Source organism: bacterium, assembly GCA_024224155.1.
In the GTDB taxonomy this organism is placed as follows: domain Bacteria; phylum Acidobacteriota; class Thermoanaerobaculia; order Multivoradales; family JAHEKO01; genus CALZIK01.
Map to the genome: position 1 here is coordinate 1 of JAAENP010000469.1, position 24,714 is coordinate 24,714.

General features: G+C 64.2%; 26 protein-coding genes. 4 read left to right on the top strand and 22 right to left on the bottom strand.

All coding sequences use genetic code 11. The annotated features are described in order from the left end of the window. Window positions 1-498, bottom strand: a 498-nt coding sequence (locus GY769_22550; GenBank protein ID MCP4204698.1) for a hypothetical protein, incomplete at its 3' end; no start/stop codon positions are given. Window positions 499-740: 242 nt separating this feature from the next. Here GY769_22550 and GY769_22555 point away from each other — a divergent pair. Further along, complete coding sequence (locus GY769_22555) at window positions 741-1,535, top strand: electron transfer flavoprotein subunit beta/FixA family protein (protein ID MCP4204699.1); 795 nt, start codon at window positions 741-743, stop codon at window positions 1,533-1,535. Next, on the top strand, window positions 1,536-2,513 hold the full coding sequence (locus GY769_22560; protein ID MCP4204700.1) for an electron transfer flavoprotein subunit alpha/FixB family protein: 978 nt from the start codon (window positions 1,536-1,538) through the stop codon (window positions 2,511-2,513). 55 nt (window positions 2,514-2,568) lie between these two features. Here the strand turns inward: GY769_22560 and GY769_22565 are convergent, their stop codons facing one another. Genes GY769_22565 through GY769_22575 form a run of 3 tightly spaced genes read right to left on the bottom strand, consistent with a single transcriptional unit; the run spans window position 2,569 to window position 4,613 of the window. After that, window positions 2,569-3,210 (bottom strand): exo-alpha-sialidase, encoded by a 642-nt coding sequence (locus tag GY769_22565; GenBank protein ID MCP4204701.1) that lies wholly within the window; start codon window positions 3,208-3,210, stop codon window positions 2,569-2,571. Between the two features lie 17 nt (window positions 3,211-3,227). Further along, window positions 3,228-3,800 (bottom strand): NAD(P)H-dependent oxidoreductase, encoded by a 573-nt coding sequence (locus tag GY769_22570; GenBank protein ID MCP4204702.1) that lies wholly within the window; start codon window positions 3,798-3,800, stop codon window positions 3,228-3,230. Further along, window positions 3,801-4,613, bottom strand: a complete 813-nt coding sequence (locus tag GY769_22575) for an RNA methyltransferase (protein MCP4204703.1) — start codon at window positions 4,611-4,613, stop codon at window positions 3,801-3,803. On the opposite strand from GY769_22575, the gene GY769_22580 reads away from it, so the two are divergent. Both GY769_22580 and GY769_22585 read left to right on the top strand, forming a co-directional pair. Next, window positions 4,612-5,208: a DUF84 family protein gene (locus GY769_22580; GenBank protein MCP4204704.1), complete on the top strand. Its 597-nt coding sequence runs from the start codon at window positions 4,612-4,614 to the stop codon at window positions 5,206-5,208. The two genes, GY769_22575 and GY769_22580, sit on opposite strands and share 2 nt — an antisense overlap. A 100-nt stretch (window positions 5,209-5,308) precedes the next feature. Next, entirely contained in the window at window positions 5,309-6,478 is a 1,170-nt protein-coding gene (locus tag GY769_22585; protein MCP4204705.1) for a methionine adenosyltransferase, read from the top strand. On the opposite strand, the gene GY769_22590 is transcribed toward GY769_22585, so the two are convergent. From GY769_22590 to GY769_22675, 18 genes are all read right to left on the bottom strand, one after another. Then, window positions 6,475-6,954 (bottom strand): hypothetical protein, encoded by a 480-nt coding sequence (locus tag GY769_22590; protein MCP4204706.1) that lies wholly within the window; start codon window positions 6,952-6,954, stop codon window positions 6,475-6,477. The genes GY769_22585 and GY769_22590 overlap by 4 nt on opposite strands. 16 nt (window positions 6,955-6,970) lie before the next feature. After that, window positions 6,971-7,786, bottom strand: coding sequence for a hypothetical protein (locus tag GY769_22595; protein ID MCP4204707.1), 816 nt, complete (start codon window positions 7,784-7,786; stop codon window positions 6,971-6,973). Between the two features lie 65 nt (window positions 7,787-7,851). Further along, window positions 7,852-10,242, bottom strand: coding sequence for a YjgP/YjgQ family permease (locus tag GY769_22600; protein ID MCP4204708.1), 2,391 nt, complete (start codon window positions 10,240-10,242; stop codon window positions 7,852-7,854). A 234-nt stretch (window positions 10,243-10,476) separates the two neighbouring features. Next, the gene (locus GY769_22605; protein ID MCP4204709.1) at window positions 10,477-11,355 is read right to left on the bottom strand and encodes a ParB/RepB/Spo0J family partition protein; all 879 of its coding nucleotides are present in this window, start codon (window positions 11,353-11,355) and stop codon (window positions 10,477-10,479) included. Beyond that, entirely contained in the window at window positions 11,348-12,106 is a 759-nt protein-coding gene (locus tag GY769_22610) for a ParA family protein (protein ID MCP4204710.1), read from the bottom strand. The genes GY769_22605 and GY769_22610 overlap by 8 nt, the downstream gene beginning before the upstream one ends. Window positions 12,107-12,340: 234 nt before the next feature. Then, complete coding sequence (locus GY769_22615) at window positions 12,341-12,853, bottom strand: bifunctional nuclease family protein (GenBank protein MCP4204711.1); 513 nt, start codon at window positions 12,851-12,853, stop codon at window positions 12,341-12,343. 45 nt (window positions 12,854-12,898) lie between these two features. Continuing rightward, a complete protein-coding gene (miaB, locus tag GY769_22620) occupies window positions 12,899-14,260 on the bottom strand; it encodes a tRNA (N6-isopentenyl adenosine(37)-C2)-methylthiotransferase MiaB (protein ID MCP4204712.1) in 1,362 nt (453 codons plus the stop codon). 7 nt (window positions 14,261-14,267) lie between these two features. Further along, on the bottom strand, window positions 14,268-15,200 hold the full coding sequence (locus GY769_22625; GenBank protein ID MCP4204713.1) for a hypothetical protein: 933 nt from the start codon (window positions 15,198-15,200) through the stop codon (window positions 14,268-14,270). Next, window positions 15,143-16,912: a phosphoenolpyruvate--protein phosphotransferase gene (gene ptsP, locus GY769_22630; protein ID MCP4204714.1), complete on the bottom strand. Its 1,770-nt coding sequence runs from the start codon at window positions 16,910-16,912 to the stop codon at window positions 15,143-15,145. Before ptsP ends, GY769_22625 begins: the two co-directional genes overlap by 58 nt. Window positions 16,913-16,918: 6 nt before the next feature. Then, complete coding sequence (locus GY769_22635; GenBank protein MCP4204715.1) at window positions 16,919-17,188, bottom strand: HPr family phosphocarrier protein; 270 nt, start codon at window positions 17,186-17,188, stop codon at window positions 16,919-16,921. Further along, window positions 17,181-17,615, bottom strand: coding sequence for a hypothetical protein (locus GY769_22640; GenBank protein MCP4204716.1), 435 nt, complete (start codon window positions 17,613-17,615; stop codon window positions 17,181-17,183). The genes GY769_22635 and GY769_22640 overlap by 8 nt, the downstream gene beginning before the upstream one ends. Next, a complete protein-coding gene (rapZ, locus tag GY769_22645) occupies window positions 17,594-18,475 on the bottom strand; it encodes an RNase adapter RapZ (GenBank protein ID MCP4204717.1) in 882 nt (293 codons plus the stop codon). Before rapZ ends, GY769_22640 begins: the two co-directional genes overlap by 22 nt. Next, window positions 18,472-19,452, bottom strand: coding sequence for an HPr(Ser) kinase/phosphatase (gene hprK, locus GY769_22650; GenBank protein MCP4204718.1), 981 nt, complete (start codon window positions 19,450-19,452; stop codon window positions 18,472-18,474). Before hprK ends, rapZ begins: the two co-directional genes overlap by 4 nt. Beyond that, a complete protein-coding gene (locus tag GY769_22655; protein MCP4204719.1) occupies window positions 19,449-19,925 on the bottom strand; it encodes a PTS sugar transporter subunit IIA in 477 nt (158 codons plus the stop codon). Before GY769_22655 ends, hprK begins: the two co-directional genes overlap by 4 nt. 4 nt (window positions 19,926-19,929) lie before the next feature. Continuing rightward, window positions 19,930-20,475, bottom strand: a complete 546-nt coding sequence (raiA, locus tag GY769_22660; GenBank protein MCP4204720.1) for a ribosome-associated translation inhibitor RaiA — start codon at window positions 20,473-20,475, stop codon at window positions 19,930-19,932. 32 nt (window positions 20,476-20,507) lie between these two features. Continuing rightward, window positions 20,508-21,962: an RNA polymerase factor sigma-54 gene (rpoN, locus tag GY769_22665; protein MCP4204721.1), complete on the bottom strand. Its 1,455-nt coding sequence runs from the start codon at window positions 21,960-21,962 to the stop codon at window positions 20,508-20,510. A gap of 5 nt (window positions 21,963-21,967) precedes the next feature. After that, a complete protein-coding gene (gene lptB, locus GY769_22670) occupies window positions 21,968-22,690 on the bottom strand; it encodes an LPS export ABC transporter ATP-binding protein (protein MCP4204722.1) in 723 nt (240 codons plus the stop codon). A gap of 11 nt (window positions 22,691-22,701) precedes the next feature. Beyond that, complete coding sequence (locus GY769_22675; GenBank protein ID MCP4204723.1) at window positions 22,702-24,708, bottom strand: LPS export ABC transporter periplasmic protein LptC; 2,007 nt, start codon at window positions 24,706-24,708, stop codon at window positions 22,702-22,704. Window positions 24,709-24,714 lie beyond the last annotated feature (6 nt).

Sequence of the window (24,714 nt, forward strand, 5' to 3'; positions counted from 1 at the left end):
GGTTGCGCAGGACTCTGCCGCCGCGATGCCGTTTCCGAGGTGGTGGGCGACCTCTTCAGGGGCGGGCTGGACGTCGCCCTCTAGCCAAACGCGGGCCAACGCACACCGCTCGACGAACGGGGCCTGTTCGCAGGCTTGCGTCGCTGCGCAGAGTATCTGCTCCCCATCCTTGCTCACCAGGGCCTGGGCGGTCGCTACGGCGATGAGCACCGCGCCCTCCACGCCGAGTGGATGTGCGTGGGTAATCTGGGCCGACAGGCGGGCGGCCGCCGCGTTGACTTCACTGAAACGCTGGCTGGCCCGGAAGACCTCCATGAACTCTCGAGTTTGCGTTGCGATCTTGCGCAGCTGGAAGAACTTGGCGAGCATGATGCTCCAGGTCACGATCGACATCACGCCGAGGACCAAGAAGACGAGCTTGGCGATCGGCCCCGAGCTCCAGAAGAGCTCGAAGATAGATGGCTCCGCGCCGGCTCCGGTCTGGAAGAATAGAAACAATGGGTGAGCGAGTGGCATAGAGCGGGACGAAAGTAACATGGCCGCGGCTGAGTCACCAAGCGTTTCGAGCACTTCGCGGGCGGCTTCCGGCCGGAGGGTCGAAACGGGCCGCCGGCCGAGTCTTGACCGGGCCCAAGGGGACGCATAAGGTCGGATCAAGCGGCTCGTCCACCCATCCATCGAGTTCGCGTGGACGCAGGGGTGCGAGCGTTTCTTTTCCCAACAGAGAGGTGGGGTTTGCCATGAAGATTGCGGTTTGCATCAAACAGGTGCCCGATACCGAGGCGCGCTTGCGGGTGCGCAGTGACGGTCTCGGAGTCGACGAGGAGGATCTGCCTTTCGTCATCAACGAAAGCGATGGATACGCACTCGAGGAGGCGCTGATGATCGCCGAGAAGACGGGGGGTGATGTCGTCGTCTTCAGTCTTGGCAGCGAACGAGTGCGCGAGGCGCTGCGCAAGGCTCTGGCTCTGGGCGCGACGCGGGCCGTCCACCTCGACGATGTGGCCTTCGCGGGCGGCGACGCCATGGCCACCGCAAGAGCGCTGGCGGCCGCCATCGATGGCGAAGAGTTCGACCTGGTTCTGACCGGGTCCCAGTCGGACGACGCCGGCTACGGCTCGACCGGCTCGATCGTGGCCGGTCATCTGGGATGGCCGCACGCCTGGCTGGTGATGGGAGTCGAGGTCGAAGACGGCGAGAGCTCGGCTCGTGTCACCCGCGAGATGGAGAGCGGCGTCAACGAGGTGCTCCGGCTCGCGCTGCCGGCGGTGATCGAGGTGCAAGCCGGGATCAACCAACCCCGCTACGCGTCTCTCAAGGGCATCATGCAAGCGAAGAGAAAGGAGATCGCAGGCAAGAGTGCAAGCGATCTGGGCCTTTCCGAGAACGAGGTCGGTGCCGCCGGATCGCGCCTCGAAACACTGGCGGTCTTCTTTCCGGAGAGTGGAGAGACGGCCGAGATCTTCGAGGGCGATCCCGCCGAAAGCGCCCGCCGGCTAGTCGAAAAACTCCAGAAGGAAGCGAGGGTCCTCTAAATGGCGAACATCTGGGTAGTCGTTCAGACTCGCGCGGAAGGCATTCATCCCATGGCACTCGAGACTCTGGTCGCGGGCCAGGCACTGGCCGCCGAGCTCGGCGGGAGCGCTTCCGCGGTCGTTCTTGGCGACGGCGTCATGGACCGCTCCGGAGAGCTCTCGTCCTGGGAGCTTTCGGCTGTCCACGTGATCGAGCACGAAGCGCTGGCGGCCTACACACCCGGAGCCTACATCGGCGCGCTGTCCGCGGCGATCGGTTCCGAGGCGCCGGACTACGTTCTCTTTCCGCACACCTATCAGTCGGTCGAGTACGTCCCTCGGTTGGCGTATTCCGTAAACGGAGCCATGGTACCCGAGGCGACCGCCTTTCGGGTCGAGGAAGGAGCCGTTATCTGGCGCCGGCCGGCTTACGGCGGCAAGCTCCAGGCGGACGTTCGCGCCTCGGGGAGCCCGGTTCTGGTATCGGTTCAGAGCGGAGCGTACTCGGCCTCCGACCGGCGAGAGGGCAACGCCCCGGTGGCGGCGCTCGCGGTCTCGACGGAGATCATCGCCGATCGCGAGATTCTTGGCGTCGAAGAGGTCGCGGGAGAGCACGTCGACCTGTCGGCGGCGGAGCGCGTCGTCTCGGCCGGTCGAGGCGTCGGCGGCGAGGACAAGATGGGCGTCATTCACGACCTGGCGGCGGCGCTGGGAGCAGTGGTCGGCGCCTCGCGGCCGGTCATTGACAGCGGCTGGCTGCCGCGCGACTGCCAGATCGGCTCGAGCGGCCAGACCGTCTCGCCCGAGCTTTACGTGGCCGCGGGAATCTCGGGAGCGATTCAGCATCTGGTGGGCATGAAGGGCTCGCAGGTGGTGGTCGCGATCAACAAGGACAGGAGCGCGCCGATCTTCGGAGTCGCCAACTATGGCATCGTCGGTGACCTGCACGAGGTTATCCCGGCGTTGATCGAGGCAATCGAGGAGGCCAAGGCCGGCTAGAAGGCATCCATTCGGAATACCTGCGTGATGACCGCGGTCCGACCGCCCTTTGGGTTCAGCGCTCGACGACGATGCGCGACGCGCGCAGAGCCCAGGGGCGCCGCGGCTCCGTGCCGTCGCCGATCCACGCCGCCACGAAGGCGTCGCCCTCGAGCCCCACGAGTCCCTGCGTCTCGCCACCGTTCAGGAAACGAAACGGGCGACTGGGGTCGTCCGCGCCCGGCGGAGGACAAGCGGGCGTCCGGTTCAACTTCACGCTGGGTAGGAAGGTGTTTCCTCCGTCGACTGAAACAGCGAAGCGAGTCTCGAAACAGAAGCTGTCCGGTCGAGCCCGGCGGTCGTTCCACATCACGCCAACCGCACCCGAGGAGTTCACGGCAAGCCCGGAGTTGCTGTGGTGGGCGGACGTGTCGTCGTCGTTGACAACGCGCGGCTCGGTCCAGGTGGCGCCGTGGTCGTCGGAGTGTGCGATCACGACATCGCGCCGGCTGCTCTCGGTTGAGCCAAGGGTCATTGCTGCCGCAAAGAGCCGCCGAGAGTCGTTCGGGTCGACCGCCAGCCACGGTTCGACGTGCCATTCGTCGGCCGCAGCGCTCAGCGCGACACCCGGATGAACTATGACCCGAGGCTGCGCCGCCGTGAGTGCTGAAAGAGGAAGCGCCGAGGACGCTAGTAGAACCGTCAGAAAGAAACGCATGGAATCCAGGTGCCGTGTCAGGAATGCAGCTTGCTGGCGACGCTCACCAGCTCGCCGACCGCGACGCGCACGCGCCCGGCCACCGCCTCGTCGGCCAGGGAGCCGTCTTCGGCGAAGGCTTCGAAGGCACGTGAGACCGCGACCTGCGCCGGCAACACGAGCACGCCGATGCCCGCGAGAATCGCCCGCACGTGGACCAAGCCCCGCTGGCCGCCGAGGGCCCCCGGGGACGCGCTCAGGAGCGTAGCCGTCTTGCCCCGATAGGCGACCAGTGGCGGCTCGTCCCCGTCTCGTCGCGAGAGCCAGTCGATGGTGTTTTTCAGGAGCGGCGTGATCGAGCCGTTGTACTCCGGACATGCGATCACCAAGCCGTCGTGCTCCTGAAAGCGCCGCTTGAGCTCGACCGCGTTGGCGGGCAGACCCTCGTCGGCCTCCAGATCCTGGGAGAACAGAGGCAGCGGGTAGTTGTCCAACTCGAGGAGAGTCGTTTCGGCCCCCGCAGCCCGGCACATTCCGGCCGCGACCGCGGCAAGTTTTCGATTGAACGAGTCCCTGCGGGTGCTGCCCGCAAAAACGAGGATCTTCGGCATCTAAGGTTCCTTTCGTGCGTCGCGCCGTCGCTCTCGCCTTGGGTCACGTCGGCGCCGCGCCAGCTCGTGAAGAACGACGCTCGCGGCGACGGTAACGTTGAGGGATTCTACCGGTGGCGCCACCGGGATGGTCAGGCGCAGGTCGGCTCGGTCACGAACCTCGTCCGGCAGGCCAGAGCCCTCGGAGCCGAGTGCCAACACCACGCAGCCCGAGAGCTCGGTCTCATAGAGGTCGTCGCCACCGTCCGGATCCAGGGCCACCAGCACCGGCGAGAGCGGTGCCAGGTGGTCGAGAAGCGAGGCCAGATCGGCGCCGACGGCTAGGGGAACCCGCAAGAGGCTTCCCGCCGACGCTCTCAGCGCCTTGGGATTGTTGGGGTGCGCGCAGCCGGGAGCGAGCGCGATCCCAGCCACCGAAGTCGCCTCCGAGCTTCGAACCAGCGCGCCGAGATTGCCGGGATCCTGCACTCGGTCCAGAAACATGTAGACCCCCCCGGGAACCGCGGCCAGGTGCTCGACGCCGGTTCGAGCGAGAGGCGTCACGGCCACAATCCCTTGGGGCGTGCCGGCATCGGTGATCGAGGCCAGCACCGTTTCGGCGACGATCAGCGGAGCCTCCGCCAGTCGATCCGCGATCCTGAGACCCGTGTCTCCGTCCAGGAACTCGGGGGTGGCAAGGACCTCTTGGAGCTCGAGGCCAGCGTCGAGCGCCTCCTCGACCAGATGGGGCCCCTCCAAGAAGGCGAACTCTTCTTTACAGGCTCGGAGAGCGCGAATAGTCTTGATGTGCCGGTTCTGTCGGCTCGAAATCATGTCGGGTGATCTTAGAGAGTTTTGGAACCGCCACCAAGAAGGTGTCGATGTAGCCGTCGCCAGTTCTTCCTCGGGCGTACTGCTGGGAGTCCGCGACGGTTTCCAGCGCTTCTTGAGCACCAGCTTCGAACGGGTGGTTCCAGTTGCGATCGTAGCGCAGCCGCCGGTCGAGTCATCGTCAGGCCTGCCCGTCGGTGAGGAGGAAACCCTGGCACTGGCTCGTCTCCGAGCCGCCGCGCTCGAGGAGCGACTCGGAGACGAGTATCATTTCTACCTGGGCGCCGAGGGCGGCTTGAGCCAGCTGGAGCTGTCCGGAGAGTCCGCCTACTTCGTTCACTGCTGGGTGGCGCTGCGGGGGCTTGCCGACGAGACCTGGGGATCGAGCGGCAGCCTGCAGGTGCCCCGGAACTTGATCGCCGGCCTGGAGAAAGACGATGTGATCGCGGCGCTGCCGGCAACTCGACGGCGCGGCGGCATGCTGGCCGCTCTCAGTCAGGGCCGAGAGACGCGCCGGACGGCGGTCGCCTTGGCCGTCTTTCACGCCCTCACTTCACGCTTTTTCGGTATCCTCGGCAGCCGAGTCATGGAGCGCTAGCCGGGTCGCGCGTTTTGGGACCTGCTGCTAGAATCCGCGCTCGGCGTTGTTGATCGACGCCGAGAACCCCCAAACCACAATCAAGCGGGACATCCAAATCATGGCCAACGAAACTCGTCTGTTCACTTCAGAATCGGTGACCGAGGGGCATCCCGATAAAGTCTCCGATCAGATCTCCGACGCAATCCTGGACGCCGCCCTGGCTCAAGACCCGGCCAGCAGGGTGGCCTGCGAAACCCTGGTTTCCACCGGTCTCGTCCTGGTCGCGGGAGAGATCACCACCAAGGCGACCATCGAGTACGCGAAGGTCGCCCGGCGAGTTGTCGAGGAGATCGGCTACAACGATCCGAGCTTCGGCTTCGACTTCGAGTCGTGCTCGGTGCTGAACTCGATCGACCCCCAATCGGGCGATATCGCCATGGGCGTAGACACCGGCGGGGCCGGCGACCAGGGTCTGATGTTCGGCTACGCCTGTCGGGAGACGCCGCAGCTCATGCCCTTGCCGATCATGCTGGCCCATGCCCTCACCGAGAAACTGGCCGAGGTTCGGCGCTCGGGGCAGGTGAAGAAGCTTCGCCCCGACGGCAAGAGCCAGGTCACGGTGGCCTACGACGAGAACGGCAACCCGACGCGAGTCCACACGGTGGTGATCTCAACCCAGCACGACGACGACGCCACCCGGGAAGAGCTGACGGCCAACCTGACCGAGCACGTCATCAAGCCTTGCATTCCCGCCGATCTGCTCGACGACGAGACCATCATTCACGTCAATCCCACCGGTCGGTTCGTGATCGGTGGTCCCAAGGGCGACTGTGGTCTCACCGGCCGCAAGATCATCGTCGACACCTATGGCGGCGTCGGCAGTCACGGTGGGGGAGCGTTCTCGGGCAAGGACCCGACAAAGGTCGACCGTTCGGCGTGCTACATGGCGCGCCATATCGCCAAGAACATCGTTGCCGCCGACCTGGCGGACAAGGTGCTGGTGCAGCTAGCCTACGCGATCGGCGTTGCCGAGCCGGTGTCGGTATTGATCGACGCTTTTGGTTCTGAGAAGGTCCCGACCGACGAGCTCGCGGCCGCCGTGCGCGAGGTCTTTCCGCTCACACCCGGGGGCATCATCGACTACCTGGATCTGCGCCGGCCGATCTACCGCAAGACCGCTTCATACGGCCACTTCGGCCGCGAGCTGCCCGAGTTCAAGTGGGAGAACACGGACGCGGCCGCGGCCCTCAAGGAGGCGGTCGGAGCCGCGACGGCGGTCGAGGCCTAAGACCGCTCGGCTTCGAGCCTCTCTACGACCTCGTCCAGGGCGTCGGGTGGCAGTTCCTGCCAGGTCTTGCCGTACTTGATCACGTCGTGCTTGAGCAAGTCTACCTCGACCTGGCGCTGGGTCGGCGTGGCGTCGCGATACACCGTGTCGCATCGGTAGCAGACGACCGAATCGCTGAGCCGTTTGTAGAGCCAGAGATCGACCAGCGACAGAGCGACCAGAGACAGCCCGTAGGTCCAAGGCACGAAGGCCGCGCCGATCAGGACCAGCAGACAGCCAAGCCCGCGATTGAAGTCGCGCTGGCGATAGAGGTGCTGGCATCCGCAAAGCGCACAGGCGTTGACCCGGTCACCCTCCCAGGTGGCGGTCGGCACGGGTAGCTCGACGCCGCAGTTCGGGCAGCCGAGCGGGTGGCCCGGAGTGATCCGGTCGCGGAACGGGAATCCGCATTCTCGACATTGGGTGCTGATGCGCATCGCAGCGGCCGCCGCTTTAGATCGGGACCCCGACCGTCAGGGTCAGGAAGAGCGCAGTGATCTCGCCGATGAAGGTGCCGACGACCAGCACGTAGAGGATGCCGGTGGCGGACTGGTTCGATTGGTTGCGCGCGCAGTGCAGCGACATCACGGCCAGAATCAGGGGGATCGCCAGGCCCCAGAAGATCCGGAACCAGAAGAACATGCCCTGCGCGGCGAAACCGGTGAGAAGCCGGATGGGATGGGGATTGGCCATGGGATCGATGCTCGAAGCGGCCAGCAGACTCGAGCCGACGGCGCCGAAGCGCAGCAGGACAATCACGAGAAGAACCCAGCAGAAGCCCACCAGATGGCGGAAGGTGAGTCTCGGCGCGACCAGGTACCAGTGGCCGAGCAACATGGTGACCAGGGACCAGCCCAGAATCAGCGCCGACAGGGCCAGCGCCACCGCGAGCAGGACCGCCCGGTGGGGGAGTGGGGTCGTGCGGTGGATGAGCTCGGTGCCACCGATCAAAAGCGCGCCGCCGGCGCCGACCAGGGCCATCACCGCCGCGGCTCGCCCCCAGCTCCATCGCTCTCGCCAAATGGCGGCGTAGTAGAGAAAGGCGCCGACCAGAGCGACGGTCAAGAAGATTCCGGCGGCGCTCGGGTGCGCTCCGAACGCTCCCGGCGGCTTCAAGAGCGCCACCGACATCGCCAGCCCCAGCAGGCCGAGCACGATCAACGCGTTCATCTGGAAGTAGCCTCGGCCCAGGTCGTCCTCCGGGATCCAGAACAGCGTCGAGATACAGCCGGCCGCGGTGGCCAGGAGGAAGAGCAGAAAGACCGCCATGTGCCGCGGATGCTACCTTAGCCTCGCCCGCGCTCGGACCGTCTATCGGGGTGGGGGAGTGGACCTTAGGTCTCGACGCCAAGAAACGTGTAGAGCGAAAGCAGCATGAACGCCAGGCTCGGGGCCCACACGGCGAGCCGCGGCGGCAGGGCACCGGTCTCGCCGAGCGTGCTGCAAAAAGCGACCGTGGCCAGAAACACCATACCCAGAACCAGGCCGAGACCGATACCGTAGAGCGCGCCTTTGCGCCCCATGCGGAACGCGAACGGGAGCGCCACGAATCCCATCACCAGAAACGTCGCCGGGTAGCTCACCTTGTAGTGAAGCTGAGTCCAGAGCTCGGGTACCGCCTGGCCGCTGGCCTCGAGCTCTCCGATGTAGCTCTTGAGTGCCCGGTAGGAAAGAGCATCGGGCGTGCGGATCTCCGACTCGAAAAACTCGGGCGTCTCCGGGAACTGGCCGATGGCGTTCTTCAGTACCGGCTGGTAGCCGGTTTGGGTGAGACCGTTGAAGGACCGCGTCCACACGTTCTCGAAAACCCAGCCGTCGCCGACATAGCGGGCCTTTTCGGCATAGAGGCGGCTGATCAGCCGGTGGTCGGAGTCGAACTCGAAGATCTGGAGCCGGTGGAGCTGCTTCGCCTCGGTGTCGTAGTTGAGGTAGTTGTAGATATAGCGATCCTGGCCGAAGAGCCAATTCCGATCGCCTCGCCGGTAGCTGTGCACCAGCTCGCGCCCGCGGATCTCGTCATTGAGCTGGGCGGCGCGCTGGTTGGCGGCGGGCAATACCCGCTCCTGGAGCCAGCCTCCGAGCAGCGAGACCAGCAGAGCGGTGCCCAGCGCGGGAACCGCCAGTCGGTAAACGCTGATACCAAGAGACTTGGCCGCAATGATCTCGTTGGTTCGCGAGAGAACGCCGAAGATCACCAGAATCGTCACCAGGATCGCGATCGGAGCCACATCGAAGCCGATCTGCACCGAGGCGTACTTGTAGTAGTCGAGCACTGTCGTGAGTGGGATCTCGTTGTCGAGGATCTCGTCGATCTTCTCGGTCAGGTCCGAGATCGAAAAGAGGGTCAGCCCCGAGAGCAGAACCAGCGCAAACACGGACGCGAAGAGCCGGCCGATGTAGCGATCCATCAGATTCGGAAACCGAACCAGGATCTTGGGAATTCGAAGGACGAGCCCACCCGGCACGGCTCCCGACCTTGCTCGGGGGGGCGCGCCCCCGACGCGGTGGGTCGCGGTCTTTTTCCGGCGCCGAAACATGCGCACCAGCTTGTGGACTCGGGGGACGACGCTGGATCGGAGCCAGTAGTCGATGGGGCCCGGCAAGAGCGGCTGATCCTCGTTCTTGCGGAGCAGCAAGATCAGGCCGAGCGTGCCAAGCAGAAGGTTGGGCAGCCACATGGATAGCCAGGCGGGCATGCGTCCGTACCGGGCGGCCTCTTCGCCGTTGCTCATCATCACGTAGTGAAGAATGATCACCGCCAGCGACAGACCGAAGCCGGTGCCACGACCGCCTCTCGCCTTCTGGATTCCGAGCGGCAGGGCCAGAAGGCCGTAGATCAGGCAAGCGGCTGGGAGCGCGAACTTCTTGTGGATCTCGACGTTCGCCAGATTGCGCAGCTCGTCGGGTAGGGAAGGGTCCTTCAGGCGGGCGCGCAGCTCCGGGACCGTCAGCTCTCGCAGCCCTCGCGAGGAGCGGCGCTTCAGGTTTGCCGCCGTCGCGAGTGGGTCTTCCAGAACCTGGTTCACTTCCTCGTAGCGGCGAGTTTCGTACTGTTCGGCGTCGCGCAGATTCACCTTGTGTTCGACACCCTCGACGAGCTTGAGGATCAGCCGATCGGGGTTGGTGGGATCGGCGCGCATTTCCCCCCGCTGGGCCACGCTGATCTCATTGCCCGAGCCAGGCAGAACCTTGGCCACGAATACGCCCGTCCACTCGTCGTCCCCGGGAATCGCCTCGAAGACGTAGATCATCAGACCGCGCCATTCCTCGTAAAAGACGCGCGGCTCGACCTGCCTCGAGGCCGAAGAAGTGAGGATCCGGAGCCGCAGGTCCTGAAGCTCGGCGTTGCCCTTTGGCAGAGTGTCCAGCATCAGGAAACCGTTGACGATCATGAGGAGCGTCCCGATCGCCACGATCGGGCGCAGGAGCCGCCAGAGGTTCACTCCGCTCGAGCGCAGCGCGACCATCTCGCTGTCCGACGACATTCGGCCGATCGCCACCAGCACGGCGAACAGAAAGGACATCGGGATGGTCAGAACGATGATGTTCGGAAGGGTAAGGACGAGGAGTTCACCGATCTGAGAGGCCGGAACACCGCGCCGGATGATCATCTCCGCCGAGCGGAACAGAAACTGAACCAGCAGGATGAAGGTATACGCGAAGAAGCCCAAGAAAAGGGGGCCGGCGATCTCTCGCATCAGGTACCGATCCAGGCTGGGAAACATGGCACTCGAGCTTATCGAAGAAGGCAGCTGACGGAATCCAGGAAGTCGTCGCAGTGCCGAGCTGGCGGGACTTGATCCGGTGAGGGTAACCCAGGGGCCGAGAGGAGATGTCAAGAGGGGGGGTTGGATCGGTTTTATATGCGGAGTCCGATAAGATAGGTTATGTAAACCAACGCTCATGTCGAGCTACCGGCCCCGAGCTCGACCCCTTCCCCGCGCCCCTGAGGCCGAGCGCTAGGAGGTCTTGAGCTCGTCGAGGATCTTCTCCAACGCCGAGATCAGATCCTCCTTGTCCACCTCGGTCTGCCGGAAGCGAACCGAGAGGCTGAAGGCCCTGTCGGGATCCTTGAACGTGAACACGGGCCGCTCGCTTTTGCGGGGCTGCGTGCGCGCCTTCGCCCCCGGCTTCCTGGCTCTCGCTTTCGATCGGAGATCTTCCCGCGTGAGCTCTGAAGCCGCGATCCCTTCGAGCAGGCTGATCTGCTCCGTGTCGCTGTCGCTCGCCTTCAGAACCCCCAGAAGCAGGGACTTCGAGTTGATTCCGAGGGCGTCGGCAGCGCCACGTACCCGCTGGGACATCTTCAAAAGCTGCAGGCTCTCGGTGACCGAGGTTCGGGCCTGACTCACGGCCGCCGCGATCTGCTCCTGCGTGTAGCCGTGGATGTCGCCGAGGGCTCGATAACCTTCGGCTTCCTCGAATGGCGTCAGGTCCTTTCTCTGGAGATTCTCGATCAGCGCGATCTCGAGGGCTTCATCCTCCTCGACGTCCATGATGATCGCCGGAATCTCTTCCTGGGAAAGCGCCTTCGAAGCCTGAAAGCGGCGCTCTCCGGAGATGATTCGAAAGCGCCTGGGCGGCCTGTCGCTCTCGCCGTCCATGGCCCTGACGAGGATCGGCTCGAGCACCCCCTTGTCCCGGATGGAGCTCATCAGCTCGTCGAGGTCTCCCATCGAGCTTCTGGGCTGGTTGGGATCGGGCTCGATCTGCACCAGAGGCAACATCCGTCCGATCGACTCATCTGGACTACGGGCGGTCAACTCCTCGACGAAGTGCTGGTCGTGGCGCATCTTCACCCGGACCGGGAGACCGCGTTTGGCAGAGCTTCTAGACACGGCTGAGAATCTCCTCGGACAGTTTGTAGTACTCGTAGGCACCGGTGGATCGCGGCGAGAACGTGAAGATCGACTCGCGGTACGCCGGGCTCTCCTCGAGGCGGACGCTCTTCGAGATGACGGTTTCGAAGAGCTTGTCGCCGAACACCTGCGCCACCTGCTCGTGGATGTCGCGCGAAAGAAGGGTGCGCTTGTCGTAGAGCGTGAGGACGGCACCGAGGATCTGGAGCTCGGGATTGGTCCGCTGCTTGATCTTGTCGATGGTCTCCAGCAGGTCGTCGGTGCCCTCGAGTGCGAAGTAACTCGACTGGATCGGAATCAGGACATGGGTTGCTGCTGCGAGCGCGTTGACCGTGATGATTCCCAGCGTCGGAGGCGTGTCGATCACGATGTAATCGTAAGTCTCACGGATCAAGTCGATCTCGTCCTTCAAGCGGTAGTAGCTGTCGATCTCGCCGAGCAGTTTGGCTTCGATCTTGGCGAGGTGAATCGACGACGGAGCGATTGCCAGGCTCGGGAGCTTCTCCGCGCGCCGGGTCACGTCCGAGATGCCCACTCCAGGCTCGGTCAGGGCCTCGTAGACTCCCGGATGGGCTCCGTCGAGGTCGAGAAACGACATCGAACTGTTGGCCTGCGGGTCGAGATCGATCAGCAGGGTGGCCAGTCCCTTCGATGCCATCGCGGCCGCGAGATTGATCGCGGTGGTTGTCTTCCCTACCCCGCCTTTTTGGTTGGTGATCGCGATGATCATGCAGTGCTCAATGGAACGCGCCGAGTGTATGCAAACCACCAAGGGTGGTCAAACACATCGGGGACACGATTCCTTCGTGTCCCCTCCCGACTGGTTTTCGAAGTGATCCCACGTGGCACAAGAGGCAATGTCGGCCGGCCGACAATCGGGGACACGAAGGAAGGGTGTCTCTCCCATTCCCTCTGCCGACGCAAAACCAGTCGGGAGGGGACACCAAGGAATGGTGTCCCCGAACTACATCTCGTACTTGCCGAGCTCGTCCGGGCCGGCGTCCTCGAGCCACTTCTTGAGACGCTCGTCGTCGCCGAGCTTGTCGGTCAAACCCGTGAGCTGCGCTTTGTCGAACACCTGTTGATGGACGAACAGCGGCGCCTCGGCGCGGAGCGCGAGAGCAATTGCATCGCTGGGTCTGGAGTCGATGGTCTCCCGAGCGGAGCCGCGACGCACGTGGATCTCGGCGAAGAATGTGTTGTCGATCAGGTCGCTGACCACGACGTGGCTGATCTTGGCGTGGACCCCCTCGACCAGACTCAGTAGCAGGTCGTGGGTCATCGGTCGCGGCGTATCCACACCCTCCAATCCGAGCGCTATCGCCTGGGCCTCGAACAGGCCGATCCAGATAGGCAGTAGACGATCTCCATCGATATCGCGGAGAACGACGATCGGCAGGTTGGAGGAAGGGTCGAGGACGAGACCCTTGATCTCTACGATTACGGTCCCCTCGGGCGGCGCCGGCGAGCCAGTCATGGGCGCTATTGTGCGCGCCCTGGCTGATGGGGTCAAGCGCCGTTTTCAGGCGACGACCGAGAACCTCGGAGCCGGCCGATCGGCGCGCCGACCGAGCAGGCTGTGAGGAAGGGCTTCCTCGATCTTGACCTTGACCAGATCGCCGGTCGCGGCCGCTTCATCGCCGCCGAGCGGAAAGTGAACCACCCGGTGGCAAGGCGTTCGGCCGCTTTGCGTGCCGGGACGCCTGCCCCAGCCGGTGACCAGCACCTCGGCTTCCGATCCGACGAGTCGCTCGTTGAGGCGTCTCTGAATCGGCTCCTGGGCGGCAAAGATCTGCTGCAGCCGCTCGTCCGCAATCTCCGCCTCGACCGGCTCACCGAGCCGGGGCGCGGCGGTGCCGGGTCGCGGGGAATACTTGAACGCGAACAGGCTGGCAAATTCGATCTCGGTGACCAGCTCCAGCGTCTTGGTGAATTCTTCGTCGGTCTCCCCCGGGAAGCCCACGATCAGGTCCGTCGAGAGTGCGATGTCGGGCCGAGCTGCGCGCAGGCTCGCCACCAGCGCGAAGTAACTCTCGATCGTGTAGCCTCTGCCCATTCGCTGGAGCACGGAGTTCGCCCCGGACTGAACGGGCAGGTGCAGGTAGGGGCTGATGTTCGAGTGCTTGGCGAGTTGGTCGACCATTCGCGGCGTGAAGTCCCGAGGGTAGGAGGTCACGAATCGGAGTCGGTCGACGCCGGGGACCCTCGCCACCTGCTCGAGGAGATCGGCGAAGTCGATGGTCTCCGAGCCGGGTTCGCGCCAGTGGTTCACGGTCTGCCCGAGCAGCTCGATCTCGCGGAATCCGTAGTCGACCAGGTGCCTCACTTCGGCGAGGATCTGGGCCATCGGACGGCTGCGCTCGGGGCCGCGCGTCAGCGGCACGATGCAGAAGGTGCAGTTCTTGTTGCAGCCCTCGATGATCGTCACCATGCCCTTGTAGGTGCCGTCCCGCGAGATCGAATCGAAGTCATGATTGCGCTCCTCCGGGAACCCGGTTGCCACGACTCGCTTCCCGCGCCGGCGCTCGGCCAGAACGTCGAGGATCTCTCCAACGCGCGCCGGGCCGAGCACGAAGTCGAGATCGGGCACCCTCTTCAAGGCCCGCTCGCCCGCTTCCTGTGCCACGCATCCGCACAGTCCGATGCGCACTTCCGGGCGCGCTTGCTTGAACTGCCGGTACACGCCGAGCCGGGAGTAGACTTTCTGTTCGGCCTTTTCGCGCACGCTGCAAGAGTTGAGCAGGATGAGATCGGCCTCGGCTGATTCTCTTGTGGGGAGCATTCCCTGCTCCATGAGCTTCCCCGCCAAACGCTGGCTGTCGAGCTCGTTCATCTGACAGCCCCAGGTCTCGACGAAGAATCGACGTGGCTTCGAGTCGCTCATCGGGAGCTCACCGCCGCCGGCCGTCGGGGTCGGTCGCCACCTTGGGCTCTTCCGGGACGTACTCTCCCGGCGGTGGCATGCCAGGGTCTCGATCGCTCTCAACGACTTCGGGCTCGAGATCGATGCCCTCTCGCAACCAACCCGGAAGAGCCGAGGCTCGACGACCTTCTTCGAGGACGTCGTGGACCTCGATTCGGTGCTTCTCGGCCGCCGCCTTAGCCTCCTCCAATCGGTCAAGGGCGTGGTCCCAGGACGGCTTGATCTGCGAATCCCGGTAGTAGGGGTCTTCCTCGGCATAGAAGCGCTGGCGCAGCTCGGCGATTCTGCTTTCGAGATGGCTGATCTCCTCGACTGCCGAGGCCCAGTCCTTTCGTGCTTTCAGGACCCGTCCCCGCCAGTAGGCCTCGGCGTCGGCCGTCTCGTCCATTGCCATCGAGCTCGGAGAGTCGGTGCGGCCGCCGGCATCCGGTTTTGCGGCGTCCGGGGGCGCCTCCGGCTCTCCCATCTCGGTGAGTTGGCCCTCACTGAAGTCGCTGAGGTTCTCATTGGTTATGACCGCGATCGACTCCCCCGCCGTCTCGCGCCGCTTGCGCTCGGCCGCGGCGGCCTCGACCAGACTCCGCCTCTTGCTCTGCTCCGCGTCTTCTTCCTCGATCACGACCGTGAGCGCCGATCGGCGGTCCGTCGATTCGGGCGTGGCCACGGTCTCGGGTTCGGTTTCGGCGACGGGCTCCCGGGGATCGGGTCCGAGTGAGTTATCGGGCTCGGGCGGCGGCGAAGCCGACATGGTCTGCGGCGGCAGGCGCTCCGGCTTGGGCGTCGAAGAGCAGGCGGCGAGCGTGAGGCTCGAGAGCACGAGCGCAGCGGTCGCGACCGAGCGCGTCAGGTCGAAGGCAGGCGCTGGGCCCCGAAACGACTTGGCAGAGAGTCTCTTAAACATTTCAACACTTCCTCCGCGGTGGATCGAGCCAGAGCCTCTTTCAGTGGTTCCCGGAACTCCTTGAGTGAAATCGAGCGAATGGCCTCCTTGACTTCCGGGATCGTGCTCGGGCTCAAAGACAGTGTCCGCACTCCCAGGGCAACTAGCAAGGATGCGGCCTCGGGGTCCGCGGCCATTTCGCCACAGACGGACACCGCCACGCCCGTTTCCTCGCCCACCGCGGCGACCGAGCCTATCATGCGCAGAATCGCCGGATGGTAGGGCTGGTACAGGTATGACACGTGCTCATTGTTGCGATCCACCGCCATCGAGTACTGGATCAAGTCATTGGTTCCGATCGAAAAGAAGCTCACCTCGCGAGCGAGCTCTGGGGCGATCCACACAGCAGCCGGAACCTCGATCATCACCCCCAACTCGAAATCGGTGGAGTGCTCGACTCCTCGCTCTTCGAGCTCGATGGCGGCTTGCTCGACCAGCCGCTTGAAGGCACGGACCTCCTCCACGGTCGTGACCAGAGGCAGCATGACCTGCAAACGTCCACGCGCCGCGGCGCGCAGCAGAGCCGTCACCTGGGTGGCGAAGATCTCGGGTCGCGCCAGGGTCAGCCGCACACCCCGCATCCCCAGGACCGGATTCTCTTCGTCGGTGTGCATCACTTCGCGAGCGAGCTTGCGCCCGCCCAGGTCGAACGTGCGCACCACCACCGGGTGCGGCGCCATGGTCTCGAGCAGTCTGGTGTAGATCTCGAGATGCTCGTCCTCGGTCGGCAGCTCCGGACTGCGCTCGATATAGATGAACTCGCTGCGGTAGAGTCCGACGCCGGTGGCGCCGAACTCGTAGGCCTCGCCGATCTCCTCGGGCAGGTCGATGTTGGCCCGAAGCTCGACGCCCACACCATCGAGGGTCTGCGCCGGAACCGTTCGCGCGCGCACCCCTCGGTCCCAGCGCGCTCGGCGCCGGGTCTCGGCGGCTCGATAGTCCTCTCGAGCCGCCTCGCTGGGGTGAAGCACTACCCTGCCTCTGTCGCCGTCTACGAGGAGCGGATCCTCGTCCGTAACCTTGTGCGTGAGGCCGGTCAGTCCGGCGACCATCGGAATGTGCAGCGAGCGCGCGATGATCGTCGTGTGCGAAGTGCGACTCCCGGTCTCGATCGCGAACGCGATCACCCGCTCACGTCCGAGGCGCACCGCCTCGGACGGAGTCAGGTCGTGAGCGACGACAATGAAGTCGCCCTCGATGTTGGACAGGTCCTGATGGAAGAGTCCGCCCAGGGCTCGTTGCAGATGCCTCGAAACGTCGACCAGGTCCTCCCCGCGGGAGCGCAGATGCTCGGCGTCGAGATCCCGAAAGCGCTCGGCGAGCTCTGACGCGGTCTCGTGCACAGCCCACTCCGCGTTCACCTTCTCGGTACGGATTCGCTCTTCGATCCTTCCCAAGAAGCCGGGATCCGAGAGCAACAGGCTATGCGCCTCGAAGATGCCGCCGAGCTCGGTGGCAATCTCCGCGCTGGCGCGATGCCGAGCGGTTTCGAGCTCTTCCTGGGCGAGCGCGACCGCCTGGTTCAAGCGATCGAGCTCCGCGTCGATATCCACCTCCGCTATCGAGAGGCGATAGATCTCTTCCTCTTGGGAAGCGATGCAGACCGCCCTCCCCAGGGCAGCTCCGGGAGATACGGCCAGCCCCTCGACAATCTCCTCGGGCAAACGGGTCACGGGTGCTTAGCTCCCCTCGCCGAACTTGTCGGTGACCAGTTCACTCAGCTCCGCCAGGGCCTGACCCTCATCGTTTCCATCGCAAGATATTGTCAACATTGTCCCTTGAGCCGCGGCCAGCAGGAGAATACCGAGAATGCTCTTGCCGTCCACCTTCTGCCCGTCCGCGGAGAGCATTACCCGGCAGCCAAAGGAACCTGCCAAGTGCACGAACTTCGCCGCCGCTCGCGCGTGCAGACCGAGCCGGTTGATGACCTCGAGCTCGCGTTCAACCACTATCCGATTCGCCCTCTGCCCGGCCGTCGCTGTCGGCACGGCAGATGCTCTGCCTGCCTTTCTCCTGGAGCCAGGCGGCCAGCTCGCCGACCGAACGCTCCTGGCAGCCCGGACAGCATAGTCTCACCACCATCGGCAGGTTGACGCCGGATAGCACCTCGACGTTGCGCCCTCGCGCGAACTTCCTGGCCACGTTGTACGGCGTCCCGCCGGGGAGATCGGCGAGGATCAAAACCTCTTCCTCTGCCTCCGTGCCTCGGCCCCTATCGGCCAGAGCCGCCGCCAGCTTGCGCTCACTCGTTTCCCGGCTCTCGTCCCAGTCCAGGGAGAGCGTCTCGAGTCGAGTCGTGTGCCCGGCGATGATGTTTGCTCCCCGGACGAGCTCGTTCGCAAGCGCGCCTTGGGTCACGACAAGGATTCTGGCCATTGCGCCTTGTTCCCTCGCGTAATGTCGCGGTGGTTGATCTGTATCGATTGCTTTTCCGAGCGCAGGGTCTCGGCCAGCGCCTCGGTCATGGCCACTGAACGATGTCGTCCGCCGGTGCAGCCGATCGCGATGGTCAGGTAGCTGCGATTCTCACGCTGATAGCGTGGCAGCAGAAAGTGCACGAAGTCCTCGAGCTTGGCTCGCACTTCGTCGAACTCGGCCTCCGAGGTCAGGAACTCTTGAACCTCCGGATCGATGCCGGTCTTCTCTCGAAGCTCAGGCACGAAGTAGGGGTTCGGCAGAAACCTGACGTCGAAGAGCAGATCCGCGCCGGCCGGAACGCCAAACTTGAAACCGAAGCTGGTCACAGAGACCACGAGATTGCTGGTCACCACATCGGCGTATTCTCTGAAGATGTGCTGGCGCAGATCGTGGACCGACCACTCGCCGGTGTCGATCACCAGATCCGCACGCGCGCGCAGCGGACTGAGTAGCGTCCTTTCCGCTCGAATGCCGGCGGCCACGGTACGACGGTCCTGGGCGAGAGGATGCGGCCGGCGCGTCTCGGAGAACCGCCGGACCAGCGCGTCGTCCGAGGCCTCGAAGAAGATCAAAACCGCGTCCGGTGAACGGTCCAGAACCCCTGGGAACCTGTCGACAAAACCCGGTGAACGAACGTCCGCGACGACCGCGATCCGATTGCGATCGGGAACTAGCGTTTCGTGCTCCACCAGCAGGCGCTCGAGCAGCTCCAGGGGCAGGTTGTCCACGCAGTAGTAGCCGGCGTCTTCGAAGCACTTGGCGGCGCTGCTCTTGCCCGAGCCCGAGAGGCCCGTTATGACGACGATCCTGGTCCTCATCCGCCAGGCTTCTCCGGCTCGGAGGTTTTCTTCTCGCCCTTGAGCTCCTCCTCCAAGCGCCTCGCGAACTCGCGGGCGGAGTGGTGGCCCTGAAGCTTGAGGACATGATTGCGCGCGGCCACTTCGACCAGAATGGATAGGTTGCGCCCCAAGGCTACCGGCATCTTGATGTAGGGCACCGGTACATCCAAGACGTGGTAGACGGATTCGTCGAGACCAAGGCGATCGTAGGCGCGATTCTCGTCCCAGGACTCAAGCTCGACCACCAGATCGATCGATTTGCGCTCCCGAACCGAGGCCAGTCCGAAGAGATCCTGGATGTTGACGATGCCGAGCCCTCGAAGCTCCATATGATGAAGCAGCCGCCCCTCCGAGGAGCCCACCAGATCGCCGTTGGGATACCGCTTGGCGGTCACTCGATCGTCGGCGACCAGCGAGTGTCCGCGGGTGATCAGATCGAGCGCGCATTCGCTCTTGCCGACGCCGCTTTCGCCGATCAGGAGAACGCCCAGCCCGTACACGTCCATCAACACGCCGTGCACGTGCGTGGAAGGGACCAGATGCTCTTCCAGAAAGTTGCTGATGTCCTTGATGACGGACGAAGACAAAGCCGGCGACGCGAGGACGGGGCGCTGACGCTCGGTGCAGAGTCTCAGAAACTCGGGGAAGGGCTCGAGGCCCTTGGTGATGATGAAGACGGGTACCGCCATCTCGGTGATTGCGTCGAAACGCTCGAGCCGAACCCCTTCTTCGAGAGTGGCGAGGAAGCGTGTCTCGCTTTCCCCGATGATCTGGACCCTGCCGGGACGGATGTACTGGTAGTAGCCGGCAAATGCCAGGCCGGGCTTCTGAACCCTCGGGTTGGTGATCTCCTCGTCTAGACGCTTTCTTCCACAGAGCTGGGAAAACTTCAGCCGTGACAACCCCTCCCCCAGAAGCTCGCGTACGCGAACCGAGGCAGCGTCGGCCGCGGTCACTTCACACCGGCGCCTTCTGGGGAGCCCGGCTGACTGAGTAGGTCCAGGATGCTCTCTCGATCGGGCTGCTCGAGGATGCGTTCGACGTGCGAATCGGCCTGGACCCACTTGGAGATCGCCGCCAGCGATTTGAGGTGAGCCGCGGGCGACTTCTCGGGCGAAAGCACCAGGAAGAGCAGCCGGACGGGCTGCCCGTCCGTGGCTCCGAACTCGATCGCCTCTCTCAGAATCCCGACGGCCACCACGACCCGATCCAACTTTCGCACCTTGCAGTGTGGGATCGCGACGCCGTCCCCGACGCCGGTCGAGCACAGCTCTTCGCGCTCGAGTAGCTTCTCGTACAACTGATGGGCGTCGTTGACGATGCCCTGCTCGACCATGCGCTCCGAGAACGCCCACAGCGCCGATGCCTGATCTGTCCCCTGGAGCTCGGGGAAGATGAGCTCGGGCCGTGTAAGAGTAGCCAACTCCATTGTGCTAAAGCTCCGGCGTGATCAGTCCGTAGTTGTCGTCTCGTCGCCGATAGAGCACGCTCACCCGATCGCTTTCGGAGTCCCGAAAGACCACGAACTGGTTCTCCGAGTTCTGCAGCTCGAACGCCGCCTCTTCGAGGTTCATCGGCTTGATCGAGATCTGGGTGGAGTCGACGATCTTGGGCACCTCTCCGCCGCCCAGCGACTCGGGAGCGAGGATCTCCAACGGCCATTTGTCCCCGCCGGCGTTCTTGGTGCGCCGCTTGCGACCCTTGGCCTTCTTTCGCGACCTGCGCGCCTGCTTTTCGATCTTGTCAACGGCGAGGTTGATCGCATCCATCAGGCTGTCGGTTTCTTCGGCGGCCTGCAGGGTGCCGAAACGATGTGAAGCGTGAATCTCCGCGAGCTTGCGGTGCTTTATCTCATCCAGAATCACGCGTATCTCGATCGGCTCTTCCAAGAACTTGACCGCCTTGGTGAGCTTCTTGTCCGCGTAGTTACGAGTCCTGTCGTCCAGACGGAAATGGCGTGCGACGTAGTCGATTTTCATACTCTGCTGCTGTCTCCTGGTTGGTTGAGATCCTAGAAAATCTCCTTGCGATGAGTCGAGGACGAAATCCCGAGCTCGTCTCTGTACTTAGCAACCGTTCTGCGAGCGATGTTGATTCCCTCGCGCTTCAAGATCCGAGTCAGCTCGCTGTCCGAGAGCGGCCGCTTTTGGTTCTCGTTTTCGATCAGCTGCTTGATCTTGCGTTTGACCGTCAGCGATGAGATGTCGCCGCCGTAGTCGCGCTCGATACCGCTGTGGAAGAAGAACTTCATCGGGAACACGCCTCGCGGCGTGTGGATGTACTTGTTCGAGACCACCCGGCTGACTGTTGACTCGTGCATTCCGATGTCGTCGGCGACGTCGCGCAACACCATCGGCCGAAGCTTGTCGATGCCACTGTCGAGAAAGGCCCGCTGTTGACGAACGATGGATTCGGCCACCTTGTAGATCGTCCGCTGCCGCTGGTCGATGCTCTTGATCAGCCAGAGCGCGGATCTGAGCTTCTCGCGGATGAAGTTCTTGGCGTCCGCCTGGCCCGCGTCCGACCTCACGGTGCGCAGCATCTGCCGGTACGCGCCGCTGATCCGCAGCTTCGGCAGGCCGTCGTCGTTGACCTGAATGACGTATTCGCCGCTGACTTTGACGACGTAGACGTCGGGTTCCACGTATACCGCCCGGTCGCTGTTGAACCTGCGCCCCGGGCGGGTCTCCAGGGTCTTGATCTCCTCGACCGCCGGCTCGAGCTCTGCGAGCTCAAGGCCGAGCTTCTTCGCAAGGCTGGGGAACTGGCGTTTCAGGAACAGCTCCCAGTACTCGGTCACGATGCGCCGGACGAGAGAGTCCTCGGGCTCGCCCCGGGCGTCGAGCTGCTTCAGGAGGCACTCGGCCAGGGACTCGAACGCTATGCCCGGCGGGTCCAGGCCGCGCACGAAAGCCAGGGCTTCCTCGACCTCTTCGAGAGAGTAACCCGGTTCGCCTGGGATACCGTCGCCCATGGCTCGAATCTCTTCGGCGGTAGCAACCAGATAACCATCCGGGTTGAGGTTGCCGACGATCAGCTCGGCAATCTCGCGCTGGCCGTCCGGAATCTCGGCCATGTGGAGCTGCCAGAGAAGATGGTCGTAGAGATCCGGCTCGCGGCTCAACGTCGCTTCGAGCGGCGGCGCCTCTCGATGCTGCAGCCGGCTTCCGGATGCCAGGCCGGGGCCACCGTCGAGGTATTCGCTGAAATAGGCCTCGAAGTCGATGTTCTCCATGGCGTCGACTTCGGGAGGTTCGGCGTCGGGCGACTCTTCGTCGACGTCCTCGGCGGTCGCGCTCTCCTCGAACTCGCCCTCTTCGAGGACCGGGTTTTCGACCAGCTCCTGAGTGATGGTGGTCTGGACCTCCATCCGGGTCATCTGCAGCAGCTTGATCGCCTGCTGCAGCGACGGCGTCATGACCAGCTTCTGGGCCAGACGGAGTTGGAGCTTTTGTTCGAGTGCCATCGTTGCTATAGGACGAAGTCTTCCCCGAGGTAGATTTTCCTTACTTCGGGGTCCATGGAAAGGGAGGCAGGATCGCCGGAACGGAGGATCTCACCGTCGTTGATGATATAGGCGCGATCGGTGATTTTCAATGTGTCGCGGACGTTGTGATCGGTGATCAGAACGCCGATCCCCATGTCGCGCAGATGGGACACGATCGACTGAATATCGCGAACCGCGATCGGATCGATTCCGGCGAAGGGCTCGTCAAGGAGAATGAACGACGGATCGATCACCAGCGCCCGGGCGATCTCTACGCGCCGTCGCTCACCACCGGACAGCGCGAATCCCGGACTCTTGCGTACCTTGCCCAGGCCGAACTGATCGATGAGCTGATCGAGGCGCCGGTCCTTCTCGTCGCGCGTCAACCCGCTCAGCGTCTCGAAGATGGCGCGCAGGTTGTCTTCGACCGACATCCTCCGAAACACCGAGGCCTCCTGCGGCAGATAGCTGACGCCCTTGCGCGCGCGCATGTACATGGGCACGGAGGTGATCTCCTCGTCACCGAAGAACACTCGTCCGGCATCCGGCCGGATGACGCCAACCACCATGTAGAAGATCGTCGTCTTGCCGGCGCCATTGGGTCCCAGTAGACCGACGATCTCGCCCGCCGCGACTTCGATCGCGACGTCGCGCACCACCGCTCGACCGGCGTAGACCTTGCGCAGCTCGCTGGCGGAGAGAACCAATCGCCCTTCGCTCAACGATCGCCCCCCTCGGCCGTGGCGTTCGAGCTGGTGGCGCTCTGGAATTGGGCGGTGGAGGTCTCGAAGTCGTAGAGCACGCGGCCGGCCCGAATGACGGCGCCGTCGGGGTTCTCCAGCGTCACCGGGCTTCCCGAGACCTCGACCTTCGAATCACCGGGCCGGTAGAGAGCTTCCGATCCACGGACCTTGCGCCCGCCAACGCGATCGTCGATCAAGGTCTCGCCGCTGCACTCCAGGCGATCGAGGCTCGAGCCCTCGCCGAGATACACCGCCAGGTCATCGCAACTCATCAACCGCCCCGAATCCCTGACTTCCGAGTTGCCTTTGTACTCGATCAGATTCTCTGCTTTCGTGTAGTCGAGAGTATCGGCCGACACCCGCACCGGCCCCCGCTGCTCGTCCTCGCCCTCCCCTCCCCCGGTCGATTGGCGTTCGAGAGTCGTTTGGACTCCCCCGAGCGCCCGCAGGCGCCCGCCATTCTCTCCGATCAGGCGCTCCGCAGTCAGGAAACTTTCTCCCTGCCAGGCTCGCACCTTGCCCTGGAACTCGAACTCGCCGGTCGCCTGCGCCCATTTGGCCGTCTCCGCGGTGACCTGGATCGGCAGGTCGGCGGAGGTCTCGGTAGCCGTGACCATGGTGAAGTCACCGTCGGGTGGAAACCACGCCCGCACCCCGCTGCGTGCGGCTACGTCTCCGGTGGTCCTGTGGTAGGCAAGCTGGGGCGCGCTCAACTCGCCCTCGCCGGTGTATACGTAGGCCGGCTCGCCTTCGACCTCGACCAGATCTTTGCCGCGGGCGGTAAGAGTCTCGCCCGTGGTCTGGAAACCGGGCCGGTGCAGGTCGACGCCGCCGATGACTTGGAACTCGGCCAGTTCACCCTCGCGGTCGAACTTGGCCGCCGTCACGCCGCCACAGACTCGGCTGAGCTCGCGGGTCTCATCGAATTCGAGAAATTCGGTCATCGTCATCGCGCCGGCGGTGGTCACCTCGCGGACCTGTCCTTTGCGAAACGTGGCCTCGAGCCGGCGCGTCGAGAATCGTCGGACCATCCCGCTGTCGTCGGCCTGATCGAAACGGACCGGCGCGTTCGCTGTACCCGCGATCTCCGCCCGCCGCGGCTCGCTGCCGTCCTTGCCGTAGGCGATGGAGACCTCTTCGCCGGCGAATCGAAGCCGCCGCTCGAATCCTCGGGGATCGTCCGAGACCAGCGTGCCGGCCACGTTCCAGCGGGCGCGGACGAACCGCGCCTGCGACTCCTCCTTGCCGGCCAAGGTCACCGCAATGCGCCCGCAGGTGAGCTGGTCGCGACCGCTGAGGAGGGTGACTTCGCCCTCGGCGTGAACCAGATTGTCCGGTTTGTCGTACACGACCCGCTTGGCTCGCAAGCTCATGGCGTCGTCCGGTCCCTCCCCTTCGCTCGAGAGCCGGACCTTCCCGGTCAGCTGGAATCGGTCTTTTTTCAGATAGGCCTCGATCTCGTTGGCCGAGCCGGTCATCCGGTCGCCGGCGGCAAACTCGATCGGTGCCCGGCTCCTCACCAGTTTGCCCTTGTTCAGCAGCGCGAACTTCTGCCCTTTCATCTCGACGCCGTCGGGCCCGGTCAAGACCACGTTGCCCTCGACCTCGGCGGTGTTTCGCTTCGATTGGTAGCGGCCGCTCTTGGCCGCCAGCTCGTAGACTTCACCGGAGTCCCGCTCGACCGTGAGCACGATGCCTTCGAGAGTGACCACGTTGTCGCGATCGGCGAGGATGCGGTCGGCTCGAATGTGAAACAGTCGCTGCTCTCCGTCGGTGACCTCGTAGTCGAACCCTTTGCCCGAGAGAATGATGTCGGCCAGGCTGGAGTCGAGCTCACTCCCGGTCCCGGTCTCGATCTCGGCCTCGTCGCTCATGCGGTTGTCGATGAAGATCGCCACCACGGCTCCCAGAAACAGCGCCAGGGCGACCAGTAGGAGTCGTCGAATCAGGACGACGGGGCGATAGCTCCCGGACTTGCTCACCGATTC